This window comes from Nocardioides sp. NPDC127503, assembly GCF_040302165.1.
Lineage (GTDB): Bacteria > Actinomycetota > Actinomycetes > Propionibacteriales > Nocardioidaceae > Nocardioides.
In genome coordinates this window covers 416,278-439,557 of sequence record NZ_JBEORH010000005.1, presented here as the reverse complement: position 1 = coordinate 439,557, position 23,280 = coordinate 416,278, and the positions used below count along the sequence as shown (strand labels likewise).

Below are 23,280 nucleotides of genomic sequence, written 5' to 3'. Positions count from 1 at the left end.
TGTTCTGGGGGGGGTGGGTCCCCGCGGGGGCCCGGTACCCCTTCCCCCTCACCGGCCCCGCCCCCCCCTTCACCCCCACCCCCCCTCGACCCCCCGGTCGGCCGAGTGGGCACGCAGGCGCCCACTCGGCCGACGTACGTGACGCTTCGGCAATTGGGTTCCGCCGGCGTTGTCGCGCTGGGATGATCGGGCCCGAGTACGAGCCGAGGGAGCGTCATGCTGGACGAGCTGCTGAGCGGATTCGCCAGGGCGTACGACGATGTCGGCTACTTCCTCATCGTGATCTGGATCGGTCCGCCGCTGGTGATCCTGGCGATAGCGGCACGCACAAATTCGTTGATGCGGAAGTTTGTGAATCGGTTCGAGGAGATGTTTCCTGGCACACCGATCATTGCTGGGGACGCCGCTGAGGTGACGGACGACGATCGAGTCGGAAAGGTCGTGAAGTTGAGGTCGGGATGGCTGCAGACCACGGCAGTGATCGTGCTGGCGGACCGGCTGGAAGTGTGGAGCAAGGATGCTGAGGCTGCTGACATCGTCCTGGATCGGAGTCGGTTGGAGGTCGGTCGGGAGGGACTCTGGATCCGTTATCTGGGCGGCGACGGTTTCAGTGCCGGCCTCTGGCTCACGGACGGTGACCAATCGGTCATCATCATCCCGCACGGCCGATCTGCTCGAAGCGCCCGCCGGGCGCTTGCACAGGCGCTTCGTGACCTGGGTGAGAATCCCAAGGATCACCTCGACGCGGCCTGAGCCATGACGAGTAGGTTGGCCGCGTGCGCAACGGTCGGATCATCCTGCTCAACGGGGCATCGAGCTCGGGGAAGAGCAGCATCGGGCAGGAGTTGCTGCCACTGCTCGAGAACCCGTGGTTCCTGGTGCCGGTCGACGGGATCAGCGGGATGCGGTCGACGGTGCACACGCGGGAGCTCGACGACGCCGGAATCGCCGAGATGCTGCGGCGGACAAGGCTTGGCTATCACCGAACGGTCGCGGCGCTGGCCTCGGTCGGCAACGACGTGATCATGGACTACCCGCTCAGCGAGTCCTGGCGGCTCGAGGATCTGCTCGAGGTGCTCGACGGCTACGACGTCACCCTCGTCGAGGTCTGGTGCTCGCCCGAGGAGCTCGAACGCCGGGAGGCCGACCGCGGTGACCGCCCCGCCGGCCTGGCCCGGTCGCAGACCCTGGTCTACTCGCACGCGTACGACATCCGCGTCGACTCCACCACCGCGACTCCGGCCGCGTGCGCGAAGGAGATCGCCGAGGCTCTTCCCACTCTTACCGCGCCCAAAGCCTTCGATCGCCTCCGCGCCGAATAGGCACGTACGTCGCCCTCGCCGCGCGCGGGGTTGGCAGGGATGAGAAAATGATTCCCGACATGTCTGAAACGAAGCTTCCCCGCCCCGGTCAGGCCACCCTCGCCGGGTGGCTCATCGTGCTCGGCTCACTGCTCACCGTGGTGACGGCCTGGGACCAGATCTCCGGGCTGCGCAGCCTGGACACCCGGGAGCGGGTGGAGGAGGTGCTGGCTGAGCCGCCGCTGGCCGGCTCGGGGATCGGCCTCGACAACATCCTCGACCTCATGCACGTGATGGCGCTGGTCACCGGCGCCATGGCGGCCGCGGCGGTGATCCTCGGCTGGCACGTGCTGCAGCGCAACAAGCAGGCCCGGCTCGCGCTCACCGTCATCGCGGCGCCGCTCTTCTTCGCCGGGATGTTCGGCGGAGGGTTCTGGTCCACCCTGTCCGCCGTGGCGGTCGTACTCCTATGGATGTCGCCCACCCGCGACTGGTTCGACGGCGTCTCGCCGACCAAGCGGGAGGCGCTCGGCAGCGGTGACCCCGACCAGGAGTCGTACGTCGCGCCGGCTCCGCCTGCGGCCCCGACCGCTTCGACGGATTCGCCCTCAGCGACAGACTCGACCGCTGGTCCGGCTCGGCTCTCGCAGCAGCAGCCGCCGCCGTGGACCGGTGCGATCGCCCAGCCCGCCAAGGTCGCGCCCAAGCGCCGCCCGGGCGCCGTGATGGCCGCGGCCGTGCTCACCTGGATCGGCTCCGGGTTCACCGCGCTGATGATGCTCGCCTCGGCGGTCACGGCGACCGCCAACCCCGACCTGATCCTCGACCAGGTGCGCAAGCAGGCGGAGAGCGACCCGAACATGCGGGAGGTGGCGGGGCTCTACACCGCCGACGTCATCGTCGCCTCGGTCTGGATCATGGCCGTGCTGGTGGCGCTCGTGTGCGTCGCCGCCGGGGTGTTCGCCGCCTTCGCGATCCGCCGCCACTCGTGGGCCCGGGTCGCGCTGATGATCTCCGCGGGCGTCTCGGCGCTCTCGCTGCTCCTCTTCGCCCTCGCCTTCCCGCCGGCGGTGGTCCTCTTCGGCGCCGCAGTCGCGACCTTCTCGTTCCTGCTGCGACCCGAGGTCGCGGCCTGGTTCCGTGGCTGAAGCGGGGGCCCGCGGAAGTAAAGCAGGGCGCCTGACCCTGCGGGCCGGATAGGCTCCGCGGCATGTCAGATCAGTTCGGCTCCTTCGACAACCCCTACGGCGGCAAGCCGCCGTTCGAGGGGCAGGAGCCGCCGCCCCCGACGCCGTACGCCCCACCCCAGCCGTACGTCGCCCCGCAGCCGACACAGCCGCAGCAGCCCCAGGGATGGGGCCAGGCGCCCCCGGTCTACGGCCAGTACGCGATGGGTCAGCAGCCCCCGGCGTATCTTCGCCCTCACTATCCGCCGCCCGATCCCGACTCCCGCCCGGGGACGGTGGTCGCGGCGTCGATCATGACGATCGTGGGGTCGGTGATCGCCTTGCTGATCTCGGTGTTCATGGTGCCGGCGGGGATCGCCGACTACAACGACCCCGCGTCCACGGACAAGGGCGTGACGATGGCGATGATCATCTGGTTCGCCGTCTGCGGCGTGCTCAGCCTGATCGCGATCCCGCTCGGGATCATGGTGCTGTTCCGCTCCAAGGTGGCCCGGATCCTGCTCACCGTGGTCGGCTCGATCGCCGCCCTGCTCTCGCTCTTCGTGGTGCTCTATCCGGCGCTGATCATCGCCGCGCTGCTGATGCTGTACGTCGGCAGGGCAGGCAACTGGTTCGCCCGGCGCAAGCCCGCCGACCCCTGGCAGCCGCCGATCCCACCCGCCGGACCGCCGACCCACCAGCAGTTCTGACGACCAGCCAAGTCAGGACATTTCAAACTGACTTGCGAAAGTTCCAAAACTTCTTGACGAAGTTCATCGGCGCCTCTACCTTCTGATGTGGCACTCGTCACATCCCCCTCGTGGAGGCCTCGATGACCCGTATCCCCCCGTCCAGGGCCGTGCTCGGCTCACTCGTCGGCCTCTCGGTGGTGGCCGCACTCCTCGGCAGCGGCCCGGCCACCGCCGCTGAAGAGGCGGATCTACCACCGCAGGAGCCCGGCGTCACGCTGCGCACCTACGACATGGCTCGGCCCATCGACCAGCTGTGCACGCTGCGCGCGGGCCAGACGCCCAACGTCGACAAGCTCACCTCGCTGATCGACTACGACTCGCCGGCCGACTTCGGCCTCGCCGACCGATTCATCTCCCATGCCCTGGCCAACCTGAACATCGCGACCGCCGGGTCCTACGACTTCCGGCTGATCAGCGACGACGGTTCCCGACTGGTCATCGACGGCGAAGAGGTCATCGACCACGACGGCCTCCACGGCGAGACCGCCAAGGACGGCACCGTCACCCTGAACGAGGGCTACCACGACCTGCGCGTGGAGCACTTCGAGGACGGCGGCGGCGAGGTGCTGCGCCTGCAGTGGCGACCGCCGGGCGCCACTGACTTCACATTGGTGCCGACCGAGGTCCTGAGCACCGAGGCAGGGGTGGTGCGGGTGACCGCGCCGGGCACGAAGTACTGCGAGGGCCAGAGCGACTCCGCCGGTGACGGGATGCAGCTGGACAGCGTCCACCCGGCGTACGACCTGACCGACCTGCGGCCGGAGGGCTTCGAGCCGATGGTGGCCGCGCTGGACTGGGCGAAGGACGGCCGGCTCGCCGTGGTGACCTCCGGGTCGGTGAGCCCGTCAGGCTGGGTCGAGGACCCCGAGCCGGGCGAGATCTTCCTGCTCAGCAACCCCCGCACCGCCACCGGACCCGAGGACGTCACGGTCGAGAAGGTCGCGACCGACCTGTTCAACCCGATGGGCGTCGCCGTCATCGACGAGTCGATCTTCGTGTCTGAGCGCGACCAGCTCACCGAACTGACCGACCCCGACGGGGACGGCTTCTACGACCAGCACCGGAAGGTCGCCGAGTGGCCCTTCGGCGAGAACTTCCACGAGTTCGCCTTCGGCCTCCTCCACGACGAGGAGAGCTTCTACGTCAACCTGTCCGTCGCCATCAACTTCGGCGGCGCGACCACCGACCCGCAGCCGGCACGCAACCGCGGCACCACGCTGAAGATCGACCGCGACACCGGTGAGGTCACCTACCTCGCCGGCGGGCTGCGTACGCCCAACGGGATGATGCGCGGACCCGACGGCGACCTGTTCGTGATGGACAACCAGGGCGCCTGGCTGCCCAGCTCCAAGCTGGTGCACGTCAAGCCGGGGAGGTTCTTCAACCACTACACGAACCCGTCCGGCCCGTTCGACGACAAGCCGGTCACCGGCCCGGCGCTGTGGGTGCCGCAGGGCGAGATCGGCAACTCCCCGAGCAGCCCCATGATGCTGGAGAAGGGCGCGTACGCCGGTCAGATGATCTTCGGCGACGTCACCTACGGCGGCCTGCAGCGCGGCTTCCTGGAGAAGGTCGAGGGCGAGTACCAGGGCGCCGTCTTCCGCTACTCCGCAGGCCTCGAGGCGGGGGTGAACCGCACCCTGCTGGGTCCCGACGGATCGATCTACGTCGGCGGCATCGGCGAGGCCGGCAACTGGAGCGAGCCGGGCAAGCTCCGCTACGGACTGCAGCGGATGAGCCCCGCCGACGGCAAGGCGTTCGACATGCACCAGATGCGCGCCACCCGGAGCGGTTTCGAGATCCGCTACACCCAGGCGCTGTCCCAGGAGACGGTCGACAAGATCGCCGCGGATCCCAACGCCGCGTTCCGGATGACCCACTGGCGCTACGCCCCGCGGCCGACGTACGGCGGTCCGAAGGTCGACGAGCGACCGCTGTTCGTCTCCGGTGCGGAGGTCTCCGCCGACCGCACCAAGGTGACGCTCACTGTCGACGGCCTGGAGGAGGGCCGGGTCGTGCACCTGCGCTCGCCGCGCCCGTTCACCGGCGTGAGCGGTGAGGAGCTGTGGAACACCGAGGCCTGGTACACCCTCAACGAGATCCCCGGGTACGTCTCGCCCGCCGATCGCAACTACCTCGAGGCGGAGCAGGCGACCCTGCGCGGCAGCGCCAACGTCGCGGTCGAGCACAACGGCTACTCCGGCTCCGGGTTCGTGGACGGCTTCGGCAACGTCGGCGCTTCGGTCACCTTCGACGCGCAGGTCGCTCGCGCCGGGACGTACCCGGTCCGGCTGCGCTACGCCAACGGCCCCGACCCGGCGCCGGGCACCAAGCGGGTCTCGGTCCACCTCAACGGTACCGAGGTCGAGCCGTGGGCGCTGGAGTCCACCGGCGACTGGCAGACCTGGGGCACCGCGACCCGGTCGATGAGGCTGAAGGCCGGCGTCAACCGGATCACCGTGAGCTACGAGCAGGGCGACGAGGGGAACGTCAACCTCGATGCCCTCAAGATCGGCGGCGGCGAGGACATCTGTACGCCGCAGCGACCCGCTCCGGGCTACAAGTCGCTCTTCGACGGCACCCTGAGCTCACTGGCCTCGTGGCGGATGGCCGGGCCGGGCTCGTTCGGCCGGCAGGACGACTGCTCGCTGCGTACGACCAATGGCCTCGGCCTGCTCTGGTACGCCGAGCAGGAGTTCAGCGAGTACAGCCTGAAGCTGGACTGGAAGCTGGTCCGCGACGACAACGGCGGCGTCTTCATCGGGTTCCCCAACCCCGGCAACGACCCGTGGGTCGCGGTCAACCAGGGCTATGAGGTCCAGATCGACGCCAGCGACGCCCCGGACCGCACCACCGGCGCCATCTACACGTTCCAGGGCGCCGATCCGGAGGCCGTCGCTTCAGCTCTCAAGCCGGTCGGGTCGTGGAACTCCTACGACATCCGGGTCGAGGGCTCGACCGTCAAGATCTTCCTCAACGGGAAGCTGGTGAACGACTTCACCAGCACCGATCCCGCCCGCGACCTGGCCGGCTTCGTGGGCATGCAGAACCACGGCGTTGGCGAGACCGTCTACTACCGCAACGTCCAGATGAAGGAGCTCACCGACTGACGTGCGATCCCGACAGCGGGGTCAGGAGACGAGCGAGTCGTCCTTGGCCCCGTTGTCGGATCCGCGGACGATCTTGTAGATGCGCAGGCCGATCCAGGCCACGACGGCGACGGCCACGACCACGATGACGACGTTCTGGAAGCGGCCGACGATCGGCTCGACCTTCTCCCAGTTGTCGCCCAGCTGGTAGCCGGCGACGACGAAGATGGTGTTCCAGATCGCCGAGCCGACGGTGGTGAGGAGCAGGAACTTCCAGATCGGCATCCGAGTGACCCCGGCCGGCACCGAGATCAGCGACCGGAAGATCGGGATGAAGCGGCCGAAGAAGACAGTCCAGGCACCGTACTTCTCGAAGAACGCCTCGGTCTTCTCCAGGTCGGAGGTCTTGACCAGCGGCAGCTTCTCGCCGATCCAGTAGACCCGCTCACGGCCGATGGCGGCACCGATCAGGTAGAGCACCAGCGCGCCGACGACCGAGCCCAGCGTGGTCCAGATCAGCGCCTCGGCGATCGTGAACCGGCCCTGCGCCGCGGTGAACCCGGCCAGCGGCAGGATGATCTCCGAGGGCAGCGGCGGGAAGAGGTTCTCCAGCGCGATGCCGAGCCCCGCACCCACCGGGCCGAGCTTGTCCATCAGGTCGACCGCCCAGCCGGCGACGCCGGTGAGCTCCTCGGGCTGGGTGGCGGTGAGGATCATGATGCTCTCTTCGAAGTATGTGGGTGGGCCAGGCGGCCCGAAGCCTATGAGGCCGCGTTGACCGCGTCCAGATCGGCCCGGGTCAGCACCGACCGGATCTCCAGCTCGACATCACGCAGGGACTCACCGGGTTCGGGCGACCGGTCGATCGCACACACCACAGTGTCCACGACCGCACCAAGCGGACGGAGCGCGTTGACGGCGTCGCGTACGGCACCACCGGAGGTGATCACGTCCTCGATCAGGGTCACGCGCTTCCCGTCGAAGGAGGGACCCTCGGCGAGCTTGGCGGTGCCGTACTCCTTCGCCTTCTTCCGGATGAAGATCGCCGGGATGCCGGTCTTGGCCGACACCATGGTCACGATCGGGATGCCGCCGAGCTCGAGGCCGCCGAGCAGCTCGGTCCCCTCGGGAAGCAGCTCGACCATCTGGGCCGCGACCCGGTCCAGAAGAGCCGGGTTCGCCTCGAAGAGGTACTTGTCGAAGTAGGTGTCGCTGACCTGCCCCGAGCGGAGCGTGAACTCCCCGTGCAGGCGGCAGGTGGCGTCGATGTCGGCAGCAAGGGTCTGGTCCGTGGTCACGGGCCCTAGCCTAAGTCGTATGACGGCACGACGACTCCACGGCATCCCGCCGACGATCTTCTCCGAGATGTCCGCCCTGGCCGCCGCCACCGGCGCGGTCAACCTCGGCCAGGGCTTCCCCGACGTGGACGGCCCCGACGAGATCATCAAGGAAGCCGTCGCTGCGTTGGAGGGCGGGCGAAACCAGTACGCCCCCGGCCCCGGCATCCCGGCGCTGCGCGAGGCGGTCGCGGCTCACCAGGAACGCCACTACGGCCTCACCTTCGACCCGGCTCGCGAGGTCGCGGTGACCACCGGCGCCACCGAAGGGATCGCGGCGGCGATCCTCGCCCTGGTCGACCCGGGCGACGAGGTGGTCCTCGTCGAGCCCTATTACGACAGTTACCCGGCCATGGTGCAGTTCGCAGGAGGCGTACGCCGCCCGGTGACGTTGAGCCTGGACGCGTCCGCGTCCGGCGGGAGACTGCCCCGCGAGGCGCTGGAGGCGGCCGTCTCCTCGAAGACGAACGTGCTCCTGCTCAACTCCCCGCACAACCCGACCGGCACCGTGCTCACCCGCGAGGAGCTCGAGACGGTCGCCGCCTTCGCCCGCGATCATGACCTGACGGTCGTGTCCGACGAGGTCTACGAGCACCTCACCTTCGACGGGGTGGAGCACATCCCGATCGCCACGCTTCCGGGGATGCGTGAGCGCACCCTGACCCTGTCGAGCATCGGCAAGTCCTACTCCTTCACCGGCTGGAAGGTCGGCTGGGCGACCGGCCCCGAGCACCTGGTCCAGGCGCTGCTGGGCGCCAAGCAGTGGCTGACGTTCACCTCCGGGGCGCCGCTGCAGCCTGCCGCTGCGTACGCGCTCGAGCATCTCGACCACTGGCCCAAGGAGCTCGCCCTCGATCTGCAGGGGCGGCGCGACCTGCTCTGTGGCGGGCTGAAGGAGATCGGCCTGGACGTGACGATCCCGGAGGGCACCTACTTCGCCGTCACCGACATCACCGGCCTCGGCTGGAAGGACGGGCTCGAGTTCTGCCGGGCGCTGCCCGAGCGCGCCGGCGTCGTGGCCATCCCGCTGCAGGGGTTCTACGACAGCGATGCCGGGAAGCACCTGGTCAGGTGGACCTTCACCAAGCAGCGCGAGGTGATCGAGGAAGCCCTGGACCGACTCGCCCGAGGGCGACTGGCGCGTTAGCGGTCGGCCCGGGTCTCGGCGTCGTCGTCGGCCGGCGTGCGCGGCGGCACGGCCATCCCGAGGATGTCGCGGTCGGCATGACCGTCGTGGTCGAGGTCCGTAGCCAGTCGCGAGGCCGTACGCCGTCGGCGCCACCACTCCACCATCGCCGGCAGGAACGCGAGCGCGAAGAGCAGCAGGACCAGGTAGTCGATGTTGTCGGCCAGCCAGGGCCAGCGAGATCCGACGAAGAAGCCGAACAACGTCACCGCGAGCACCCACAGCACGCCGCCGACGAGGCTCCAGAAGTAGAACCGTCGCCGGTCCATGTGGGTGACCCCGGCGACGACGGTGACATAGGTGCGTACGAAAGCGATGAACCGGCCGATCACCAGCGCCTTGTTGCCGTGCTTGTCGAAGAACTCACGGGTCTGGTCGAAATGCCTCTTTTTGATGAACCGGCCGTCGCGTTCATAGAGCCGTGGACCGATCTTGCGGCCGATCTCATAGCCGGTCACGTTGCCGGCGAATGCCGCCACGACGAAGAAGAGCATCGCGATGACGATCTCGACGCCGGGAGGCCCGGGAAAGATGTCGATCTTGCCGGTCGCGATGAAGATCCCGAGCGCGATCAGCAGACTGTCACCGGGCAGGAACGGGAAGAAGAGGCCGCACTCGATGAAGATGATGATCAGGCTGATCCAGAAGAGCGGCTCGCCGAAAGTGGCCAGCAGAAAGTCCGGACTCATCCATTCCAAACCGGCCATCATCGGCGCAAAATTCCCCGCACCTGTCACGGCCCCTACGGTACCCATAGGTAACAACTATTGTTATCGAATATTCTGACTCGTCGATGAACGAGACACGACCGTCCGAGGCTGAATCCAGAGCGCCCTACGACCCGATGCCCCATGGGCAGCCGGAGGTCGGACTGGGCCCGTGGCAGGGTGATTGGCCCGCGGGGGAGCAGTGGGATCCTGAGCTGCTGGCCAACGGCGACCGCCGCAACGTGGTCGACCGCTACCGCTACTGGACGCTCGAGGCGATCGTCGCCGACCTCGACCAGCGCCGCCACGGCTTCCACGTCGCCATCGAGAACTGGCAGCACGACTTCAACATCGGCACCATCGTCCGCACCGCCAACGCCTTCCTGGCCGCAGAGGTGCACATCGTCGGCAACCGCCGCTGGAACCGCCGTGGCGCGATGGTCACCGACCGCTACCAGCACGTCCATCACCACCCGGACGTGCCCGCGCTCGCGGCGTACCTCCATGAACGAGACGTACGCCTCCTCGGCATCGACAACCTGCCCGGCTCGCTCCACCTGGAGACCATGGAGCTGCCGAAGTCGGTCTGCTTCCTGTTCGGGCAGGAGGGCCCCGGTCTGTCCGAGCAGGCCCGCGAGAGCGTCGACGGCACCTTCTCGATCGCCCAGTTCGGCTCGACGCGGTCGATCAACGCCTCGGCCGCGGCGGCGATCGCGATGCACTCCTGGGTTGTCCAGCACGCCGATCTGGGTTCCGACGAGGCTTGGCGCGGCTGACCGAATCACCCGAAAACGCGTCGATCCCCGGGGCGCACCCCGGGGATCGACGCGTCGTGACCGATCAGCGGATCAGTTGGTGTTCCGCTCGTAGCAGACGACCCAGTGGTCGCCGGTCTGCCACTCGTACTTGCTCGGCTTGCTGTAGGCCCTGGTCCGGGCCGGGCAGTTGAGGCCGACGGCCCGCTCGAACGAGGCGGTGGTCGGGTAGGTCGTGCCGGCCTTCTTGAAGGCGGAGATCGACTTGTAGGTGTGCGAGCTCAGGCAGGAGTACGGCCCGGCGTAGGTCGAGCTCATGCAGCCACGGGTCCGCTGGGTGAGCGATACGCCCTCGAGGAACCTCGCCCGGTTGGTCGGCAGGTTCTTGAGGGTGTCCTTGCCCGGCAGCACGACGTCGCAACGGAACCAGCGCTGGCCGGCGTTGAACTGCTCGACGTTCGGCACGAAGAACGCGGTGGTGTACGCCGACTGGTTGCGCTTCGAGTAGGTGCTGCCCAGCTTGTCCCGGAGTGCGCGGACGCACGTCTTGACCATATGAGAGTAGTTGGCCTCGCGGGTGAGGGACGCCGCGGTGCGCGTCGTACCGGCGACGAGGGTGCCCAGCGCGATGGTCTTCGCGGTGTGGGCACTGCTGCACGAGACCTTCTTGCCCGTCTGTGACATGGCGTTGTAGGCGGTCCAGCCGTAGTTGTAGCAGGTGCCGACCGTGGGCTTGGGCGGCACTGCCGCGTCGGCCTTGGTGGCGGTGAGTCCGATGAGGGAGAAGACACCGATGACGAGCCCGAGGATGAGGGCGGCCGTCATGGGCTTCTGCGCAGGCGCGAGCGCGCCGGCACGAAGACGAGACATGATCGTGCTTTCGAATGGGTGGGATGTGGCGGGCTGAATCCTCGCAGCGAGATGCCCAGTGGGGCATAGTCAATTCGGGTGGTTGTAAAGCGGTTACGACCCGGTGTCACCAGCGATGACCGGATCCGCTAAAGTTAACTTCCGGGTCGCCCGGATGTGCCCCACTTTCGTGGGTGCGTGGCCTCGGGGCCGGGCGGCAGCGGGGCTTTCAGTGCCTCTCGATCCGGTAGCGGATCTGCACCTGCTCGCCGGTCTGCAGGACGTCGATGACGCGCATCCGCTTGCTGGTGATCCGGCGGGGGAGCAGTGGCGCCCCGGCGCCGAGGGTGACCGGACAGATCCCGGCGACGACCTCGTCGAGCAGACCGGCGTCGTCGAACTGGCCGACCAGGTCCCCACCGCCCACGAGCCAGATCCCGCCGTCGACGGTGGCCGCGATCTCGTCGTAGACGGGCTTCACGTCGCCCTGCACGAAGCGCACCTGCGTGCCCTGGACCTCCGGCAGGTCGGTCGCGTGCGTGAACACCCACACCGGCCGCTCGTCGTAGTACTCCCGCCACTTCTCCGGCCCGGTCAGCATCACCGGATCGTGGTCGATCATCCAGCGGTACGTCGTGCCGCCCATCACCAGTGCCGCCGACTCCGCCATCAGCCGCTCCCAGGAGCTCTCGTCGTCGCCGTGCGGCGTCTCGAAGAGCCAGTCCAGCGAGCTGTTCTCATCGGCGATGTAGCCGTCCAGCGACGTTGCGGTGAAGTAGGTGACCTTGGGCATGCCCCTGACGCTAGGCGCGTCAGGGGCATGCCCGCCCGACCGTTCTTGCTCCGTCTCCTGCTGGTCGGTCACGTCCGGGAGGCGTCCCCCCACTCCAGGCAGGTACGCAGCGCGGCGAGGCCGCGCGAGGAGTGGCTCTTGACGGTTCCCTCGCTGATCCGCAGCTCGCGCGCGGTCTCGGCGACCGACAGCTGCAGCCAGTGGCGCAGGACGACCACCTTGCGCTGCATCTCCGGCAGGGCCTGGAGCGCCGCGAACAGCTCGGACCGCTCCTCGAACCGTGCGGCGGGCATGGGCCGCTCCGGGATGTCGCCCGAGCGTTCCCGCTTCCACCACGGCCGCCGGGTCTGGTCGATGTGGGCGCGGACCAGGATCGTCCGGACGTACGCCTCCTCCGACCCCGACTCCACCCGGCGCCATGAGGCGTACAGCTTCAGCAGGGACGTCTGCACCAGATCGTCCGCCCGGTGCCAGTCGCCGCACAGCGCGTACGCCACCCGTACCAGGTGCGGCCGCCTGGCCGCGACGAACGCGGTGAAGGCCTCGTCGTGCGCGCTCATCACCACAGCCCCGATCCGGGAGTCATGCGACGGTCGACCATTTCCGCGAACTCGTCGAGCGTGAGCGGTCTGCGGTCCTCTGCTCGCGGCGCAGGGAGCACGGAGAAGGAGTAGGCCTGCGTGACGCCGTCCTTCTCGCGGACCAGCACGTATCGCTCCTTGCTGCCGACCGTGATCCGGGCGGCCGCGGTTCGCGATGTCCCCGTGGCGAACGAGTGACCGATGTCCGGGTCGGCGACCTGCTCGACGATCTTCACCCGGTCCTCGGTGGAGACGACCTCGGAGCCTGATCCGAACTCGACCGCCTCGGTCGGTTCGATGCTGAAATCTACGTTGCCGGGACGGTAGTCCTTGCGGTCCGTCGCGACCTGGACGGCCAGCCATTCCTCGATGGTCTGGCCGGGGATGGCATAGACCGCGTCCAGCCCGCTCGACTCACCGCCATCTTTCGGACGGTTGCCGCTGTAGAGGATCCACTGCTCGACGCCCTCCCGCTCGACGACTGCGCCGACCGAGTCCCAGGGTGCTGCGTAGCCGAGCGGGTTGGGAATCTCACGGACGATCTCCCAGCCGTTCTGCTTCACGCGGAGCTTCCCACCTGCGTTCCAGGTTGCACTCAGGTGATGGGTCCGCACGTCGTCGACCCAGGCTCGGAAGCTCGTGGCGCTCGTGCGAGAGGCATCGGTGTAGGAGATCTCGGTCGGATTCATGAAGTGCGCGTAGACGGTCCTGTTGCCCTTGGTCGCCGCGACCGCCAGCGCGTTCCCGGAATCGAGCGGACCGACCTGGTCGGTCTCCTTCCAGCCTTGATAGAGGGTCACCTCGCCAGTGCCGTGGTCGTACGCGACGGGCGCGAGGTCGCTCAACGGGATGTCGGCCTCGGGCGGCCACTCGTCCTCGGCCGTCGACTGGGTCGCGATCGGCGGGTTCGGGGTGGCGCTGTCGCGCGAGGGAACGACGGCCGCACCGATACCGACCACGGCGACCACCGCGGCGGCGGTGCCGGCGACCACGGCGAGCCGCCGGCGGCGTACGAGCTTCTTCCCGTCTGCCACCAGCGCAGCCGGGTCCGAGTGTGTCGGCGGGGGTTGGGGGATCGCCCGCTCGAGGGTTTCCTGCCAGTCCATGATGGCCTCCAAGTTCAGTCTCACCCCTGGATACGGATCTCGCGGCAGATCGGTTGTCCTGCTTGATCGATCCAACTCCGAGCGTTGGCAACGGGTGGTCAGGGGCGCATTACGCTGGCCACCAGCGCACCGGTCGACAACGGATCTCAAGGAGAACCTCCAGATGCCCATCGCCACGCCCGAGAAGTACGCCGAGATGCTCGCGACCGCGAAGGAGAAGGGTTTCGCCTTCCCCGCGATCAACGTCTCCTCGTCGCAGACGCTCAACGCGGCGCTGGCCGGCTTCGCGGAGGCCGGCTCGGACGGCATCATCCAGATCTCGACCGGCGGCGCGGAGTACCTCTCCGGCCCCACGGTCAAGAACATGGTGACCGGCTCGGTGGCCTTCGCCGCGTACGCGACCGAGGTCGCCAAGTCCTACGACGTCAACATCGCGCTGCACACCGACCACTGCCCCAAGGACAAGCTCGACGGCTTCGTACGTCCCCTCCTCGAGCTCTCCGCCGAGCGCGTCCAGCGTGGTGAGGCGCCGCTGTTCCAGAGCCACATGTGGGACGGGTCCGCGGTGCCGCTTGCCGAGAACCTGCAGATCGCCGAGGAGCTGCTGGCAAAGGCCAAGGCCGCCCACATCGTGCTCGAGATCGAGGTCGGCGTGGTCGGGGGCGAGGAAGATGGCATCGTCGGAGCGATCGACGACAAGCTCTACTCGACCCCCGGGGACGCCATCGCGACCGCCGAGGCGCTGGGCGTCGAGGGCTACCTGACCGCGCTCACCTTCGGCAACGTGCACGGCGTCTACAAGCCGGGCAACGTCAAGCTCCGTCCCTCCATCCTGCGTGACGCCCAGGACGCGGTCGTCGCCAAGCTCGGCCTGCCGGCCGGTGCGAAGCCGTTCGACCTCGTCTTCCACGGCGGCTCCGGCTCGAGCGCCGAGGAGATCGCCGAGGCGGTCTCGTACGGCGTAGTCAAGATGAACATCGACACCGACACCCAGTACGCCTACACCCGCGCGGTCGCCGGCCACATGCTCGCCAACTACGACGGCGTTCTGAAGGTCGACGGCGAGGTCGGAAACAAGAAGCAGTACGATCCTCGCGTCTGGGGCAAGCTCGCTGAGGCCGGTATGGCCACTCGGGTCGTCGAGGGTGCCCAGCATCTCGGTTCTGCGGGCAATTCCATCGGCTGAGCGACACGCCGGGGATGGGCCAATGGTCCCGGTTCGGAAAACGTTGTGGCACACGGCATAGCAAACTCGGGCTTATGTCGTTGTGCCGGTCATTGGTAAAGCGATTCAATGCCCTAGCTGGACGGCGACCCTCGGGTAACAAGGTCGGACCGTCCCTTCGGCGTTGATCTTGGGAGGGACATCCTCGGTATGGAAACCACTGCGCGAAACCGCACAATCGGCGGAATCGTCATAGGCGCGATCATTCTGATCCTGCTACTCGTCTTGTTCTCGTGCACCGTAAACAGCGATACACAGAGCTCGCCGAAGAAGGATCCGACCACCGGGGAGTCTTCGCTCCCCAGTGATCCGGACACTCTTGAGCCCGACGACAAGCCCTCGGAGAAGGACTCCGACGAGCCGGAGGTCGTCGACGACGACATCGTCCCGGCCGCCAACACCGGCGTGACCTTCATCCCCGCGGGCAACGTCCCGTCGGGAAGCACGCCCACCTGTGAGCTCGACCCGAGCGCCTGCGAGGACACTCGTCCCCCGGGCGCCGGTGTGGACATCTGCGAGATCCGCCCGGACCTGGCCCAGTGCCAGCCGCCGACTCCGCCGACCACCCCGCCGGGTGACGGTGAGCCGACGACCCCGCCGGACGACTGCCTGCTCCCCTTCGGCCTGCTCTGCCCGGAGGACCCCGGTCCCGAGGACCCGGGCCCGGAGGACCCCGGCCCCGGTGACCCGGAGGACGAGACTGCTCCTGACGCGGTCACGGTCAGCCCCTGCGTGGTGAACAGCAACACCTCCGCGACGATCGACTGGTCGGCGGCGCAGGACAAGAGCGGGATCAAGCACTACTCGGTGACCTCGCGTCCCAACGCCGGCGAGCCGGGTGACACCGACAGGACCTCGGCAACCTTCAACGACCTTCGGGCGGGGGAGACCTACACGTTCTGGGTCACCGCGACCGACAAGGCCGACAACGAGTCCCGGGACAGCAACGAGGTCGACTGCGTCATGGACGTCACGGCGCCTGAGGTGCCTGCGGACCTGACCGTTGAAGAGGGCGACCCGAGCGACAGCACGCTGAACGTGAGCTGGTCCGACTCCGAGGACAACGAGGGCGGCGTCGGCGACGTCTCCTACAACCTCTACCGCGACGGCGACCTCATCGCGTCCGGCAACGACACGTCCTTCGAGGACACCGGCCTGAAGGCTGGCACGGAGTACACCTACTCCGTGGAGGCCGTGGACGGTGCGGGCAACGAGTCCGCGCGCTCCGCCGGGGTCTCGGGTAAGACCACGAAGATCGCGCCGACGGTCCCGACCGGCCTCGACGCGAGCAACGAGGGCCCGCTCGGCTTCACCCTGACCTGGAACCCCTCGAAGGACGAGGACGGCGTCACGCCGCCCGCGGAGATCGACTACCGGATCAGCGTCAACGGTGGACTGTGCTTCGGTGGCACGGTCACCGGTGAGACCACCTTCGAGGCGAGGTGTGTCCTGCTGTGGGACACGACCGAGGTCACGGTGACCGCGATCGACGGTGACGGCAACGAGTCGGCTCGCAGCCGGACACTGACGGTGAACTCCGACGGCAGCGAGGCCCGTGAGCTCAAGGGCAACAGCGCGCTCCGCTCGAACACCCCGGGCGAGGACAAGTCCGACGCTCCGGGTGAGAGCCCGGTTCCGTCCGACGCCCCGGACGTGAAGGCTCCCGACGTGGAGGCTCCGGTCGAGGAGCCGTCCGAGGAGAAATCGCCGCTGCTGCCGGGTCTGGATGACATCCTCCCGGGTGGCGAGGACACCGCTGAGGCTCCTGCTGAGGAGCCGGCCGAGCCGGAGGCGACGCCGAGCGAGTCGGAGTCCCCGGCCGCGCGGCCGACGACCGAGGAGCCTGCTGACGAGGCGACCGAGGAAGCTCCCGCCGAGGAGGACGAGGGTGGCCTGCTGGACAACATCGGTGACGCGCTGACCAGCGCCGTGGCCGCGGTGTTCTAGCCGACACACGCCGAGAAGCAAGAGCGGGGAGAGCCGAGAGGCTCTCCCCGCCCTTCGTCGTATGCGGAGGCAGCTGCGAAGCCGCCGGATGCTGACCGAGGTAACTCGGTCGGCAGTCACTTCCATCGTGGAGTTCCGCGCGGGAAGTGCCCACTCACCGAGTTACCTCGGTGGGCATCCATCCGCACAGACGGCCGAAAACCAAGGAGTCGGATGCCCAGCGCCCCCCACAAGCCCTGGACATCCGACGATCTTGGGTGACCGACACCAGTGTGCGTCAGCCGTGCGCACAGGTTAGGCATAGAAACGCCCATGGATCCAGATGGTTAAGACGAAATTCATGAAGTTTCTGTGCGCATTCGAACAGATTCGAACAGATCTGGGGGCCGAATCATCTAGATCCATACATTACGATTTCGGTGTGCGTGTGATGACCTCCCGAGCTCGCGCGGCGATCTTCGCCCCGATCGGCGACGAAGGCCGGGCTGCCCGCGTCGAGAATCGGCTCGCCGAGGCGATCCGCTCCGGCGTGCTCGCGCACGGCGAGCGGCTCCCGAGCGAACCCGAGCTGGCCCAGATGCTCGGCGTCGCGACGGTCACCGCACGCGAGGCGTTGGTCGCACTGCGCGCCAAAGGTCTGGTCGTGACGACCCGGGGTCGTGGCGGTGGCTCGTTCGTACGTGCCCCGGAGAGCGGCGACCTCGTCGAGGACCGGCTCGCCTCGATGTCGCGGGTCGAGCTGCGCGACCGGGCCACGGTCTACCTGGTGGTGCTCACGGGGTGTGCGGAGATCGCGGCGGAGCGTACGGACCCTGACGAGGTCGAGGACCTGCGAGACCTGCTGATCCCGCTCAACGTCAGCGACGTGGCCCGCTGGCGCAGCGCCGACAGCGAGCTCTACCTGTCGGTGGCCGCGCTGACCCAGTCGGCCCGGATGACCCGCGAGGTGGTGCGCCAGGAGGCCGACTTCGGCGCGCTGCTCCGGATCCCGCTCAACGAGCCGGGCTTCCGGGAGGCCACGGCGACCCGGCATCAGGAGCTTGTCGAAGCCCTCGCAGCAGGAGATGCTGTCAGGGCACGGGAGAGCGTACGTGAGCATGTCGCCCACTCCCTTGAACGCTTGGCTGAGATCCATGAGGCGGTGCGACGATGACGAAGACGATGACTCCCATCGACTGTGTGGCTCAGGTCGAGCAGCATTTCGGGCCGATCGTGACCGAGCTCGAGCGCGTACGCGACGAGGTGGCCGCCCTCTTCGAGGCCGGCCCGGTCACCACCGCATCCCTGCGGGAGCGGCTCGAGCCCGGCTCGCGGGAGTTCCTGCGCAACCCCAACCTCATCGGTGGTGGCTTCGTCGTGGCCCCCGGCGTGCTCAGCGACCGCCGGCTCTACCTCGTCTGGTGGCAGGGCGAGGAGCGTGACTTCCTCGGTGAAGCCGATGCGCCGGGCACCGGAGAGGCGATCGACTACACCCGTCAGCCCTGGTATCGCTCCCCGGAGCGCACCGGCGAGCTGACACTCGTCGGGCCGTACGTCGACTTCGTCTGCACCGACGAGTACGTCATGACCACGACGATGCCGGTCTACGCCGGCGGTCGCATGGTCGGCGTCGCGGGGGCCGACACCTTGGTCGAGACGCTCGAGACGATGCTGCTGCCCGGGCTGCGCGAGGCCGGCGCGACGCTGGTCAACGGCCATGGCAAAGCGATCGTCTCGGCCGACCCGCAGCTGGCCACCGGCGCCCCGCTCACCACTGCCCGGGACATGATCCCGTGCCGCGGGCTGCCGCTCTCCGTCGCCTTAGGCTGACGGCTTCACCATGTGACGCGGGGTGGTGAAGAAGAGCACCGCCACGAAGCCGACCGCCAGCGCGACCGCCGGCAGCAGCATCACCTCCGACATCGCCTCGGCGAACTTCGAGGCCACCTCGGGCGGGATCGAGGAGCCCGCCGCGGTCTCGTGGCCGCCGGCCAGCGATCCGCCGAGGCCGTGGGCGTTGAGGCGGAGGTCGATGAGCACGGCGACGGCGGCGGAGCCGATCACCGAGCCGACCAGGCGGGTGGCGTTGTAGACCCCGGCACCCGCGCCGGCCATCCGCATCGGCACGTTGCGGGTGGCGGTCGCCGCTAGGGGCGCCCACACGGCGGCCGAGCCGAGACCGAAGACGGCCATCGGCACCAGCAGCTGCCACAGCTGGGAGTCGACGGTCATCGGCACCGCGAGCCAGAAGAGCGAGACGGAGCAGAGGAAGAAGGCCACGCCCGTCAGCAGCCGTGGATGCATCCGGTCGCTCAATCGGCCGACAAGCGGCGCGGCGACGAGGGAGACGAGCGCCATCGGAACCATCAGCAGTGACGCCTCGAGCGCGGTGTAACCGCGGACGAGCTGGGCGTAGAGCATCAGCGGGAAGCCCTGCGCGACGGCCGCGAAGCCCATGCAGGAGATCGCCAGGCTGGAGACGGAGAAGTTGCGGTCGGAGAAGATGGACAGCGGCACCAGCGGCTCCTTGCGGTTGCGCGCCTGCCACCAGACGAAGAGCGCCATGATCGCGATGCCGCCGGCGACGAGCGCCCAGGTGAGGGTGTCCCAGCCCCGCTGCTCGCCGTTCTGCAGGCCGAAGACCACGCAGAACATCCCGACGCCGCTGAGCGCCACACCGAGCCAGTCGAAGACGTGCGCGTGGGTCTCCAGCTCGGGAACCATCAGCCAGTTGAGGACGATCGCGATGATGCCGATCGGCACGTTGACGAAGAAGATCCACTCCCAGCCGCCGATCGCGACCAGCGCCCCGCCCGCGAGCGGGCCCACGAGCGTCGCGATGCCCGCCGTCGCGCCCCACAGCGCCATCGCCGAGCCACGCCGCTCGGGCGGGAAGATCCGGGTGATGGTCGCCATCGTCTGCGGCGTCATCATCGCCGCGCCGAGGCCCTGCACCGCCCGCGCGGCCACCAGCGACTCGATGCTGCCGGCGAGCCCGCACCACAGGGACGAGGCCGTGAAGACGGCCAGGCCGGCGATGTAGACCCACTTGGGCCCGAAGCGGTCACCGAGCCTGCCCATGATCAGGATCGGCACTGCGTACGCCAGCAGGTAGGCGCTGGTCACCCACAGCACCGCGTTGGCGCTCGCGTCGAGCTCGGCCATGATGTCCGGCGTCGCGACGGTCACGATCGTCATGTCGACCAGCAGCATGAAGAAGCCGATGCACAGCGCGAACAGCGCCCGCCACGGGTGCTCGGTCGTCGGCGCTGCGGTCGTCTGCGTCACGGGCTGGGTCATGGCCACAGTCAACACCCGCGCGCCGACATCTCCCTGATCGTCTGCCCGGCGAAAGACGGTCGGTGGCTGCGGGCACAATGGTGGGCATGACCCACCAGGACCTGATGGCCGGACCGCCGCCGACCCACCTTCCCGCCGACCCCGCGTCCGACGAGCTGGCCGCCGGCACAGACCCCGCCGAGGTCGTACGCCGCCACCCCGCCTCGCCCTCTGCCTGGGCCGCGCTCGCCACGGCGGCCAAGGAGGCCGGCGCCGAGGACGTGACCATCTACGCCTACGCCCGCGTCGGCTACCACCGCTCGCTCGACATGCTGCGCCGCAACGGCTGGAAGGGCCACGGCCCCGTGCCGTGGGAGCACGAGCCCAACCGTGGCTTCCTGACCAGCCTCGCCCTCCTCGCCGAGCAGGCCAAGGCGATCGGCGAGACCGAGGAGTGGGAGCGCTGCAGCGAGTTCCTGCGTGACAGCAGCCCGACGGCGTACGACACGCTTCTGGGGTGAATACCGAATCGCGTCGGACCAGCGATTTCGCCTAGCCTTGACCCGTGACTGAGCAGACCGCCAACGCGCCAGAGCCCCACCTGAACGAGCCCACTCTCGATGAGCAGAGCATCGTTCGGCGCGAGAAGCGGGAGCGCCTGCTGGCCGAGGGCAAGAAGGCGTACGCCATCGGGATCGGCCGCACCCACACGCTCGCCGAGGTGCGCGAGGCCTACGAGGACAAGCTCGAGGCCGGTGACGAGACCCAGGACGTGGTCACCGTCGCCGGTCGGGTCATGTTCGTCCGCAACACCGGAAAGCTCGCGTTCGCGACGCTGCAGGAGGGCATCGGCACCCGGCTCCAGGTGATGCTCTCGCTCGCCGAGGTGGGGGAGGAGTCGCTCGCGGAGTGGAAGAGCCTGGTCGACCTCGGTGACCACGTCGCCGTCACCGGCCGGGTGATCTCCTCGCGGCGCGGTGAGCTCTCCATCATGGCCTCGAGCTGGGAGATGGCGTCCAAGGCGCTGCGGCCGCTGCCGGTGCTCCACAAGGACCTCTCCGAGGAGGCTCGGGTCCGGCAGCGCTACGCCGACCTGATCGTGCGCCAGGAGGCGCGCGACATGGTGCGTACGCGCGCGAAGATCACCCAGGCGATCCGCCGTCGCCTCGAGGACGACGGCTACCTCGAGGTCGAGACGCCGGTCCTGCAGCTCATCCACGGTGGTGCGCACGCGCGGCCGTTCAACACCCACATGAACGCGTTCGACCAGCCGATGACGCTGCGCATCGCGCTCGAGCTCAACCTCAAGAAGGCGATCGTCGGCGGCGTCGACAAGGTCTACGAGATCGGCCGGATCTTCCGCAACGAGGGCGTCGACTCCACGCACAGCCCCGAGTTCACGATGATCGAGGCCTACCAGGCCTACGGCGACCAGTTCACCATCGCCGAGGAGATGCGCCAGATGTATCTGGCTGCCGCCGACGCGGTCGGCTCGCGCCAGGTCGAGACGGACGCCGGTGTCATCGACCTCGACGGCGAGTGGAAGTGGCTGCCGGTCTACGAGGGTGTCTCCGAGGCCGTCGGTGTCGAGGTCACCCCCGACACCGACGTCGACACGCTCAAGGCGCTCGCAGACAAGCACGACGTCGAGCTCGACCCCGCCTGGGGCGCCGACAAGATCGTCATGGAGCTGTGCGGCGAGCTGGTGGAGCCCCACCTGATCCAGCCGACCTTCCTGTGCGACTTCCCGGCGATCGCCCAGCCGCTGGCGCGGATCAACGACGAGGAGCCGGGCAAGGTGCTCGCCTGGGACCTGATCATCGGCGGTGTCGAGCGCGGCACCGGATTCACCGAGCTGATCGACCCGGTGGTGCAGCGCGAGGTGCTCACCGCCCAGTCCCTCCTCGCCGCCGGCGGCGACCCCGAGGCGATGCAGCTCGACGAGGACTTCCTGCGCGCGCTGGAGTACGGCGCCCCGCCGATGGGTGGCCTCGGGCTCGGCCTGGACCGGGCGATCATGCTCTTCACCGGCGCCGGGATCCGCGAAACGATCCTCTTCCCCTTGCTCAAGCCGGAGGCCTGACGCGGCGGCTCGTTCCTTCGTCAAGGTATGCAGCCGAAGGCACGCTTCCCTTGCGGAACTCCGCAAGAGGAGCGAGACCTCGTCTGCATACCTTGATCAAGGTCCACCTCGATACCTGGCATTAGAGTGCCAGGTATGGAGAACGGCCGGTCGCAGACGTTGATGACCGCGCTCGGGTTCGACCCGGGCGCGGCACAGCTCTACAGTCGCCTCCTCCCGCTCAACGGGTGGCCGTTGGTGGTCGTGGCGGCGACGTTGTCCTCCTCCGAGGAGGAGCTGCTGGAGGAGGCCGCGCCGCTGGTCGAGAGCGGTGTCGTCTCCATCGGCGAGACCTTGACGGTGCTCAGCCCGACGGCGGTGGTCGCCCACATGCTGGAGCGGGCGGCGACCAGGGCTCAGGACGCCCACGACCATCTGCTCAAGATCTCCCAGTCGGTCCCGTACGTCGCAGGCACCGCCGCACGGCTCCCGGCCCAGATCGGCGAGGAACACCCGATCGAGGGCGAGGTGATCGCGACCGAGTTCACGCCGGAGACCTTCGAGCGGCTGGTCTCGGCCACCTCGGGCGACATGATGTGGCTGCGCCCGGCGGTGACCGTGCATCCCTCGGAGATGCGGTTCATCTCGGTCATCGAGTCCACGATCAAGTCGGGTCGCCGGTGCCGTGGCATCTACCCGGTGGCGGCGCTGAAGCACTCACCCGACGTGCTACGGATGCGGGTCGAGATCGGTGAGGAGGTCCGGATCCTGCCGCGCGTGGGCACCCACCTGATGGTGGTCGGCAGCACGCACGCGATGTTCCCGGACCCGCTTGGCCCGGTGGAGCAGCCGATCATCAACGTACGCCAGCGGGGCATCGTCGAGGTGGTGACCAGCTACTTCGAGGAGCTGTGGCGACGCGCCCTCCCGGCGGCCGAGCTCGACGACCTGCCGAACGCCGAGCGCCGCCTGCTGCTGGCCGAGCTGGCCAGCGGAGCCCAGGACGAGCAGATCGCCAGGAGGCTTGGGGTATCGCTGCGTACGGTCCGCCGTCGGGTCGCGGAACTGCTCGAGGAGCTCGGCGCGACCTCACGGTTCGAGGCAGGTGTCGAGGCCGCGCGGCGAGCCTGGCTGTGACGTACGGGCGTGAATTTGCTAGCGTGTGG

The 23,280-nt window shown here is 68.4% G+C and carries 22 protein-coding genes; 14 read left to right on the top strand and 8 right to left on the bottom strand.

The features are described from left to right. Positions 1-216: 216 nt before the first annotated feature. The 5 genes from ABTW65_RS14780 to ABTW65_RS14760 all read left to right on the top strand — a co-directional run bounded on the left by ABTW65_RS14780 (position 217) and on the right by ABTW65_RS14760 (position 6,329). A complete protein-coding gene (locus ABTW65_RS14780; RefSeq protein WP_350661242.1) occupies positions 217-753 on the top strand; it encodes a hypothetical protein in 537 nt (178 codons plus the stop codon). 23 nt (positions 754-776) lie between these two features. After that, entirely contained in the window at positions 777-1,322 is a 546-nt protein-coding gene (locus ABTW65_RS14775; protein ID WP_350661240.1) for a chloramphenicol phosphotransferase CPT family protein, read from the top strand. Between the two features lie 59 nt (positions 1,323-1,381). Then, positions 1,382-2,449, top strand: a complete 1,068-nt coding sequence (locus ABTW65_RS14770) for a hypothetical protein (protein ID WP_350661238.1) — start codon at positions 1,382-1,384, stop codon at positions 2,447-2,449. 62 nt (positions 2,450-2,511) lie between these two features. Then, positions 2,512-3,177: a hypothetical protein gene (locus tag ABTW65_RS14765; RefSeq protein ID WP_350661235.1), complete on the top strand. Its 666-nt coding sequence runs from the start codon at positions 2,512-2,514 to the stop codon at positions 3,175-3,177. A gap of 122 nt (positions 3,178-3,299) precedes the next feature. After that, complete coding sequence (locus ABTW65_RS14760) at positions 3,300-6,329, top strand: 3-keto-alpha-glucoside-1,2-lyase-like domain-containing protein (protein ID WP_350661233.1); 3,030 nt, start codon at positions 3,300-3,302, stop codon at positions 6,327-6,329. Positions 6,330-6,350: 21 nt separating this feature from the next. Here the strand turns inward: ABTW65_RS14760 and ABTW65_RS14755 are convergent, their stop codons facing one another. Further along, positions 6,351-7,025 (bottom strand): DedA family protein, encoded by a 675-nt coding sequence (locus tag ABTW65_RS14755; RefSeq protein ID WP_350661231.1) that lies wholly within the window; start codon positions 7,023-7,025, stop codon positions 6,351-6,353. 44 nt (positions 7,026-7,069) lie between these two features. Continuing rightward, the gene (pyrE, locus tag ABTW65_RS14750) at positions 7,070-7,606 is read right to left on the bottom strand and encodes an orotate phosphoribosyltransferase (protein WP_350661229.1); all 537 of its coding nucleotides are present in this window, start codon (positions 7,604-7,606) and stop codon (positions 7,070-7,072) included. A gap of 19 nt (positions 7,607-7,625) precedes the next feature. On the opposite strand from pyrE, the gene ABTW65_RS14745 reads away from it, so the two are divergent. After that, the gene (locus ABTW65_RS14745) at positions 7,626-8,792 is read left to right on the top strand and encodes an aminotransferase class I/II-fold pyridoxal phosphate-dependent enzyme (RefSeq protein WP_350661227.1); all 1,167 of its coding nucleotides are present in this window, start codon (positions 7,626-7,628) and stop codon (positions 8,790-8,792) included. Here ABTW65_RS14745 and ABTW65_RS14740 read toward each other — a convergent pair. Further along, entirely contained in the window at positions 8,789-9,520 is a 732-nt protein-coding gene (locus tag ABTW65_RS14740; RefSeq protein ID WP_350661226.1) for a DedA family protein, read from the bottom strand. The genes ABTW65_RS14745 and ABTW65_RS14740 overlap by 4 nt on opposite strands. A gap of 104 nt (positions 9,521-9,624) precedes the next feature. On the opposite strand from ABTW65_RS14740, the gene ABTW65_RS14735 reads away from it, so the two are divergent. Beyond that, the gene (locus ABTW65_RS14735; protein WP_350661223.1) at positions 9,625-10,314 is read left to right on the top strand and encodes a TrmH family RNA methyltransferase; all 690 of its coding nucleotides are present in this window, start codon (positions 9,625-9,627) and stop codon (positions 10,312-10,314) included. A 72-nt stretch (positions 10,315-10,386) separates the two neighbouring features. Here the strand turns inward: ABTW65_RS14735 and ABTW65_RS14730 are convergent, their stop codons facing one another. The 4 genes from ABTW65_RS14730 to ABTW65_RS14715 form a co-directional block, all read right to left on the bottom strand. Further along, the gene (locus ABTW65_RS14730) at positions 10,387-11,163 is read right to left on the bottom strand and encodes a septum formation family protein (RefSeq protein WP_350661221.1); all 777 of its coding nucleotides are present in this window, start codon (positions 11,161-11,163) and stop codon (positions 10,387-10,389) included. 208 nt (positions 11,164-11,371) lie between these two features. Next, positions 11,372-11,935 (bottom strand): dihydrofolate reductase family protein, encoded by a 564-nt coding sequence (locus ABTW65_RS14725; RefSeq protein WP_350661219.1) that lies wholly within the window; start codon positions 11,933-11,935, stop codon positions 11,372-11,374. Positions 11,936-12,003: 68 nt separating this feature from the next. After that, positions 12,004-12,495, bottom strand: a complete 492-nt coding sequence (locus ABTW65_RS14720) for a SigE family RNA polymerase sigma factor (RefSeq protein WP_350661217.1) — start codon at positions 12,493-12,495, stop codon at positions 12,004-12,006. After that, a complete protein-coding gene (locus ABTW65_RS14715) occupies positions 12,495-13,622 on the bottom strand; it encodes a hypothetical protein (RefSeq protein WP_350661215.1) in 1,128 nt (375 codons plus the stop codon). The genes ABTW65_RS14720 and ABTW65_RS14715 overlap by 1 nt, the downstream gene beginning before the upstream one ends. On the opposite strand from ABTW65_RS14715, the gene fbaA reads away from it, so the two are divergent. From fbaA to ABTW65_RS14695, 4 genes are all read left to right on the top strand, one after another. Continuing rightward, positions 13,621-14,808, top strand: coding sequence for a class II fructose-bisphosphate aldolase (gene fbaA / locus ABTW65_RS14710; RefSeq protein ID WP_350661213.1), 1,188 nt, complete (start codon positions 13,621-13,623; stop codon positions 14,806-14,808). The two genes, ABTW65_RS14715 and fbaA, sit on opposite strands and share 2 nt — an antisense overlap. A gap of 264 nt (positions 14,809-15,072) precedes the next feature. Then, positions 15,073-16,794, top strand: coding sequence for a fibronectin type III domain-containing protein (locus ABTW65_RS14705; protein ID WP_350661212.1), 1,722 nt, complete (start codon positions 15,073-15,075; stop codon positions 16,792-16,794). A 430-nt stretch (positions 16,795-17,224) separates the two neighbouring features. Next, positions 17,225-17,947: a FadR/GntR family transcriptional regulator gene (locus ABTW65_RS14700; RefSeq protein ID WP_350661264.1), complete on the top strand. Its 723-nt coding sequence runs from the start codon at positions 17,225-17,227 to the stop codon at positions 17,945-17,947. After that, a complete protein-coding gene (locus ABTW65_RS14695; RefSeq protein WP_350661210.1) occupies positions 17,944-18,603 on the top strand; it encodes a cache domain-containing protein in 660 nt (219 codons plus the stop codon). Before ABTW65_RS14700 ends, ABTW65_RS14695 begins: the two co-directional genes overlap by 4 nt. Here the strand turns inward: ABTW65_RS14695 and ABTW65_RS14690 are convergent. Continuing rightward, positions 18,595-20,073 carry a DHA2 family efflux MFS transporter permease subunit gene (locus tag ABTW65_RS14690; RefSeq protein ID WP_350661208.1) on the bottom strand — a complete coding sequence of 493 codons (1,479 nt, stop codon included), beginning with the start codon at positions 20,071-20,073 and terminating at the stop codon, positions 18,595-18,597. The genes ABTW65_RS14695 and ABTW65_RS14690 overlap by 9 nt on opposite strands. 86 nt (positions 20,074-20,159) lie before the next feature. Between ABTW65_RS14690 and ABTW65_RS14685 the strand changes: the two genes are divergently transcribed. From ABTW65_RS14685 to ABTW65_RS14675, 3 genes are all read left to right on the top strand, one after another. Further along, positions 20,160-20,573 carry a DUF3151 domain-containing protein gene (locus ABTW65_RS14685; RefSeq protein WP_350661206.1) on the top strand — a complete coding sequence of 138 codons (414 nt, stop codon included), beginning with the start codon at positions 20,160-20,162 and terminating at the stop codon, positions 20,571-20,573. A gap of 80 nt (positions 20,574-20,653) precedes the next feature. Continuing rightward, entirely contained in the window at positions 20,654-22,135 is a 1,482-nt protein-coding gene (gene lysS / locus ABTW65_RS14680) for a lysine--tRNA ligase (protein WP_350661262.1), read from the top strand. Positions 22,136-22,270: 135 nt separating this feature from the next. Then, complete coding sequence (locus ABTW65_RS14675; RefSeq protein ID WP_350661203.1) at positions 22,271-23,251, top strand: helix-turn-helix transcriptional regulator; 981 nt, start codon at positions 22,271-22,273, stop codon at positions 23,249-23,251. Positions 23,252-23,280: the final 29 nt, after the last annotated feature.

Coding starts and splice junctions, on each gene's coding strand:
- ABTW65_RS14780 (WP_350661242.1), top strand. CDS start 217: ATGCTGGACGAGCTGCTGAGCGGATTCGCCAGGGCGTACGACGATGTC.
- ABTW65_RS14770 (WP_350661238.1), top strand. CDS start 1,382: ATGTCTGAAACGAAGCTTCCCCGCCCCGGTCAGGCCACCCTCGCCGGG.
- ABTW65_RS14765 (WP_350661235.1), top strand. CDS start 2,512: ATGTCAGATCAGTTCGGCTCCTTCGACAACCCCTACGGCGGCAAGCCG.
- ABTW65_RS14760 (WP_350661233.1), top strand. CDS start 3,300: ATGACCCGTATCCCCCCGTCCAGGGCCGTGCTCGGCTCACTCGTCGGC.
- ABTW65_RS14755 (WP_350661231.1), bottom strand. CDS start 7,025: ATGATCCTCACCGCCACCCAGCCCGAGGAGCTCACCGGCGTCGCCGGC.
- ABTW65_RS14745 (WP_350661227.1), top strand. CDS start 7,626: ATGACGGCACGACGACTCCACGGCATCCCGCCGACGATCTTCTCCGAG.
- ABTW65_RS14740 (WP_350661226.1), bottom strand. CDS start 9,520: ATGAGTCCGGACTTTCTGCTGGCCACTTTCGGCGAGCCGCTCTTCTGG.
- ABTW65_RS14735 (WP_350661223.1), top strand. CDS start 9,625: ATGAACGAGACACGACCGTCCGAGGCTGAATCCAGAGCGCCCTACGAC.
- ABTW65_RS14730 (WP_350661221.1), bottom strand. CDS start 11,163: ATGTCTCGTCTTCGTGCCGGCGCGCTCGCGCCTGCGCAGAAGCCCATG.
- ABTW65_RS14725 (WP_350661219.1), bottom strand. CDS start 11,935: ATGCCCAAGGTCACCTACTTCACCGCAACGTCGCTGGACGGCTACATC.
- ABTW65_RS14720 (WP_350661217.1), bottom strand. CDS start 12,495: ATGAGCGCGCACGACGAGGCCTTCACCGCGTTCGTCGCGGCCAGGCGG.
- fbaA (WP_350661213.1), top strand. CDS start 13,621: ATGATGGCCTCCAAGTTCAGTCTCACCCCTGGATACGGATCTCGCGGC.
- ABTW65_RS14715 (WP_350661215.1), bottom strand. CDS start 13,622: ATGGACTGGCAGGAAACCCTCGAGCGGGCGATCCCCCAACCCCCGCCG.
- ABTW65_RS14700 (WP_350661264.1), top strand. CDS start 17,225: ATGACCTCCCGAGCTCGCGCGGCGATCTTCGCCCCGATCGGCGACGAA.
- ABTW65_RS14695 (WP_350661210.1), top strand. CDS start 17,944: ATGACGAAGACGATGACTCCCATCGACTGTGTGGCTCAGGTCGAGCAG.
- ABTW65_RS14690 (WP_350661208.1), bottom strand. CDS start 20,073: ATGACCCAGCCCGTGACGCAGACGACCGCAGCGCCGACGACCGAGCAC.
- ABTW65_RS14685 (WP_350661206.1), top strand. CDS start 20,160: ATGACCCACCAGGACCTGATGGCCGGACCGCCGCCGACCCACCTTCCC.
- ABTW65_RS14675 (WP_350661203.1), top strand. CDS start 22,271: ATGGAGAACGGCCGGTCGCAGACGTTGATGACCGCGCTCGGGTTCGAC.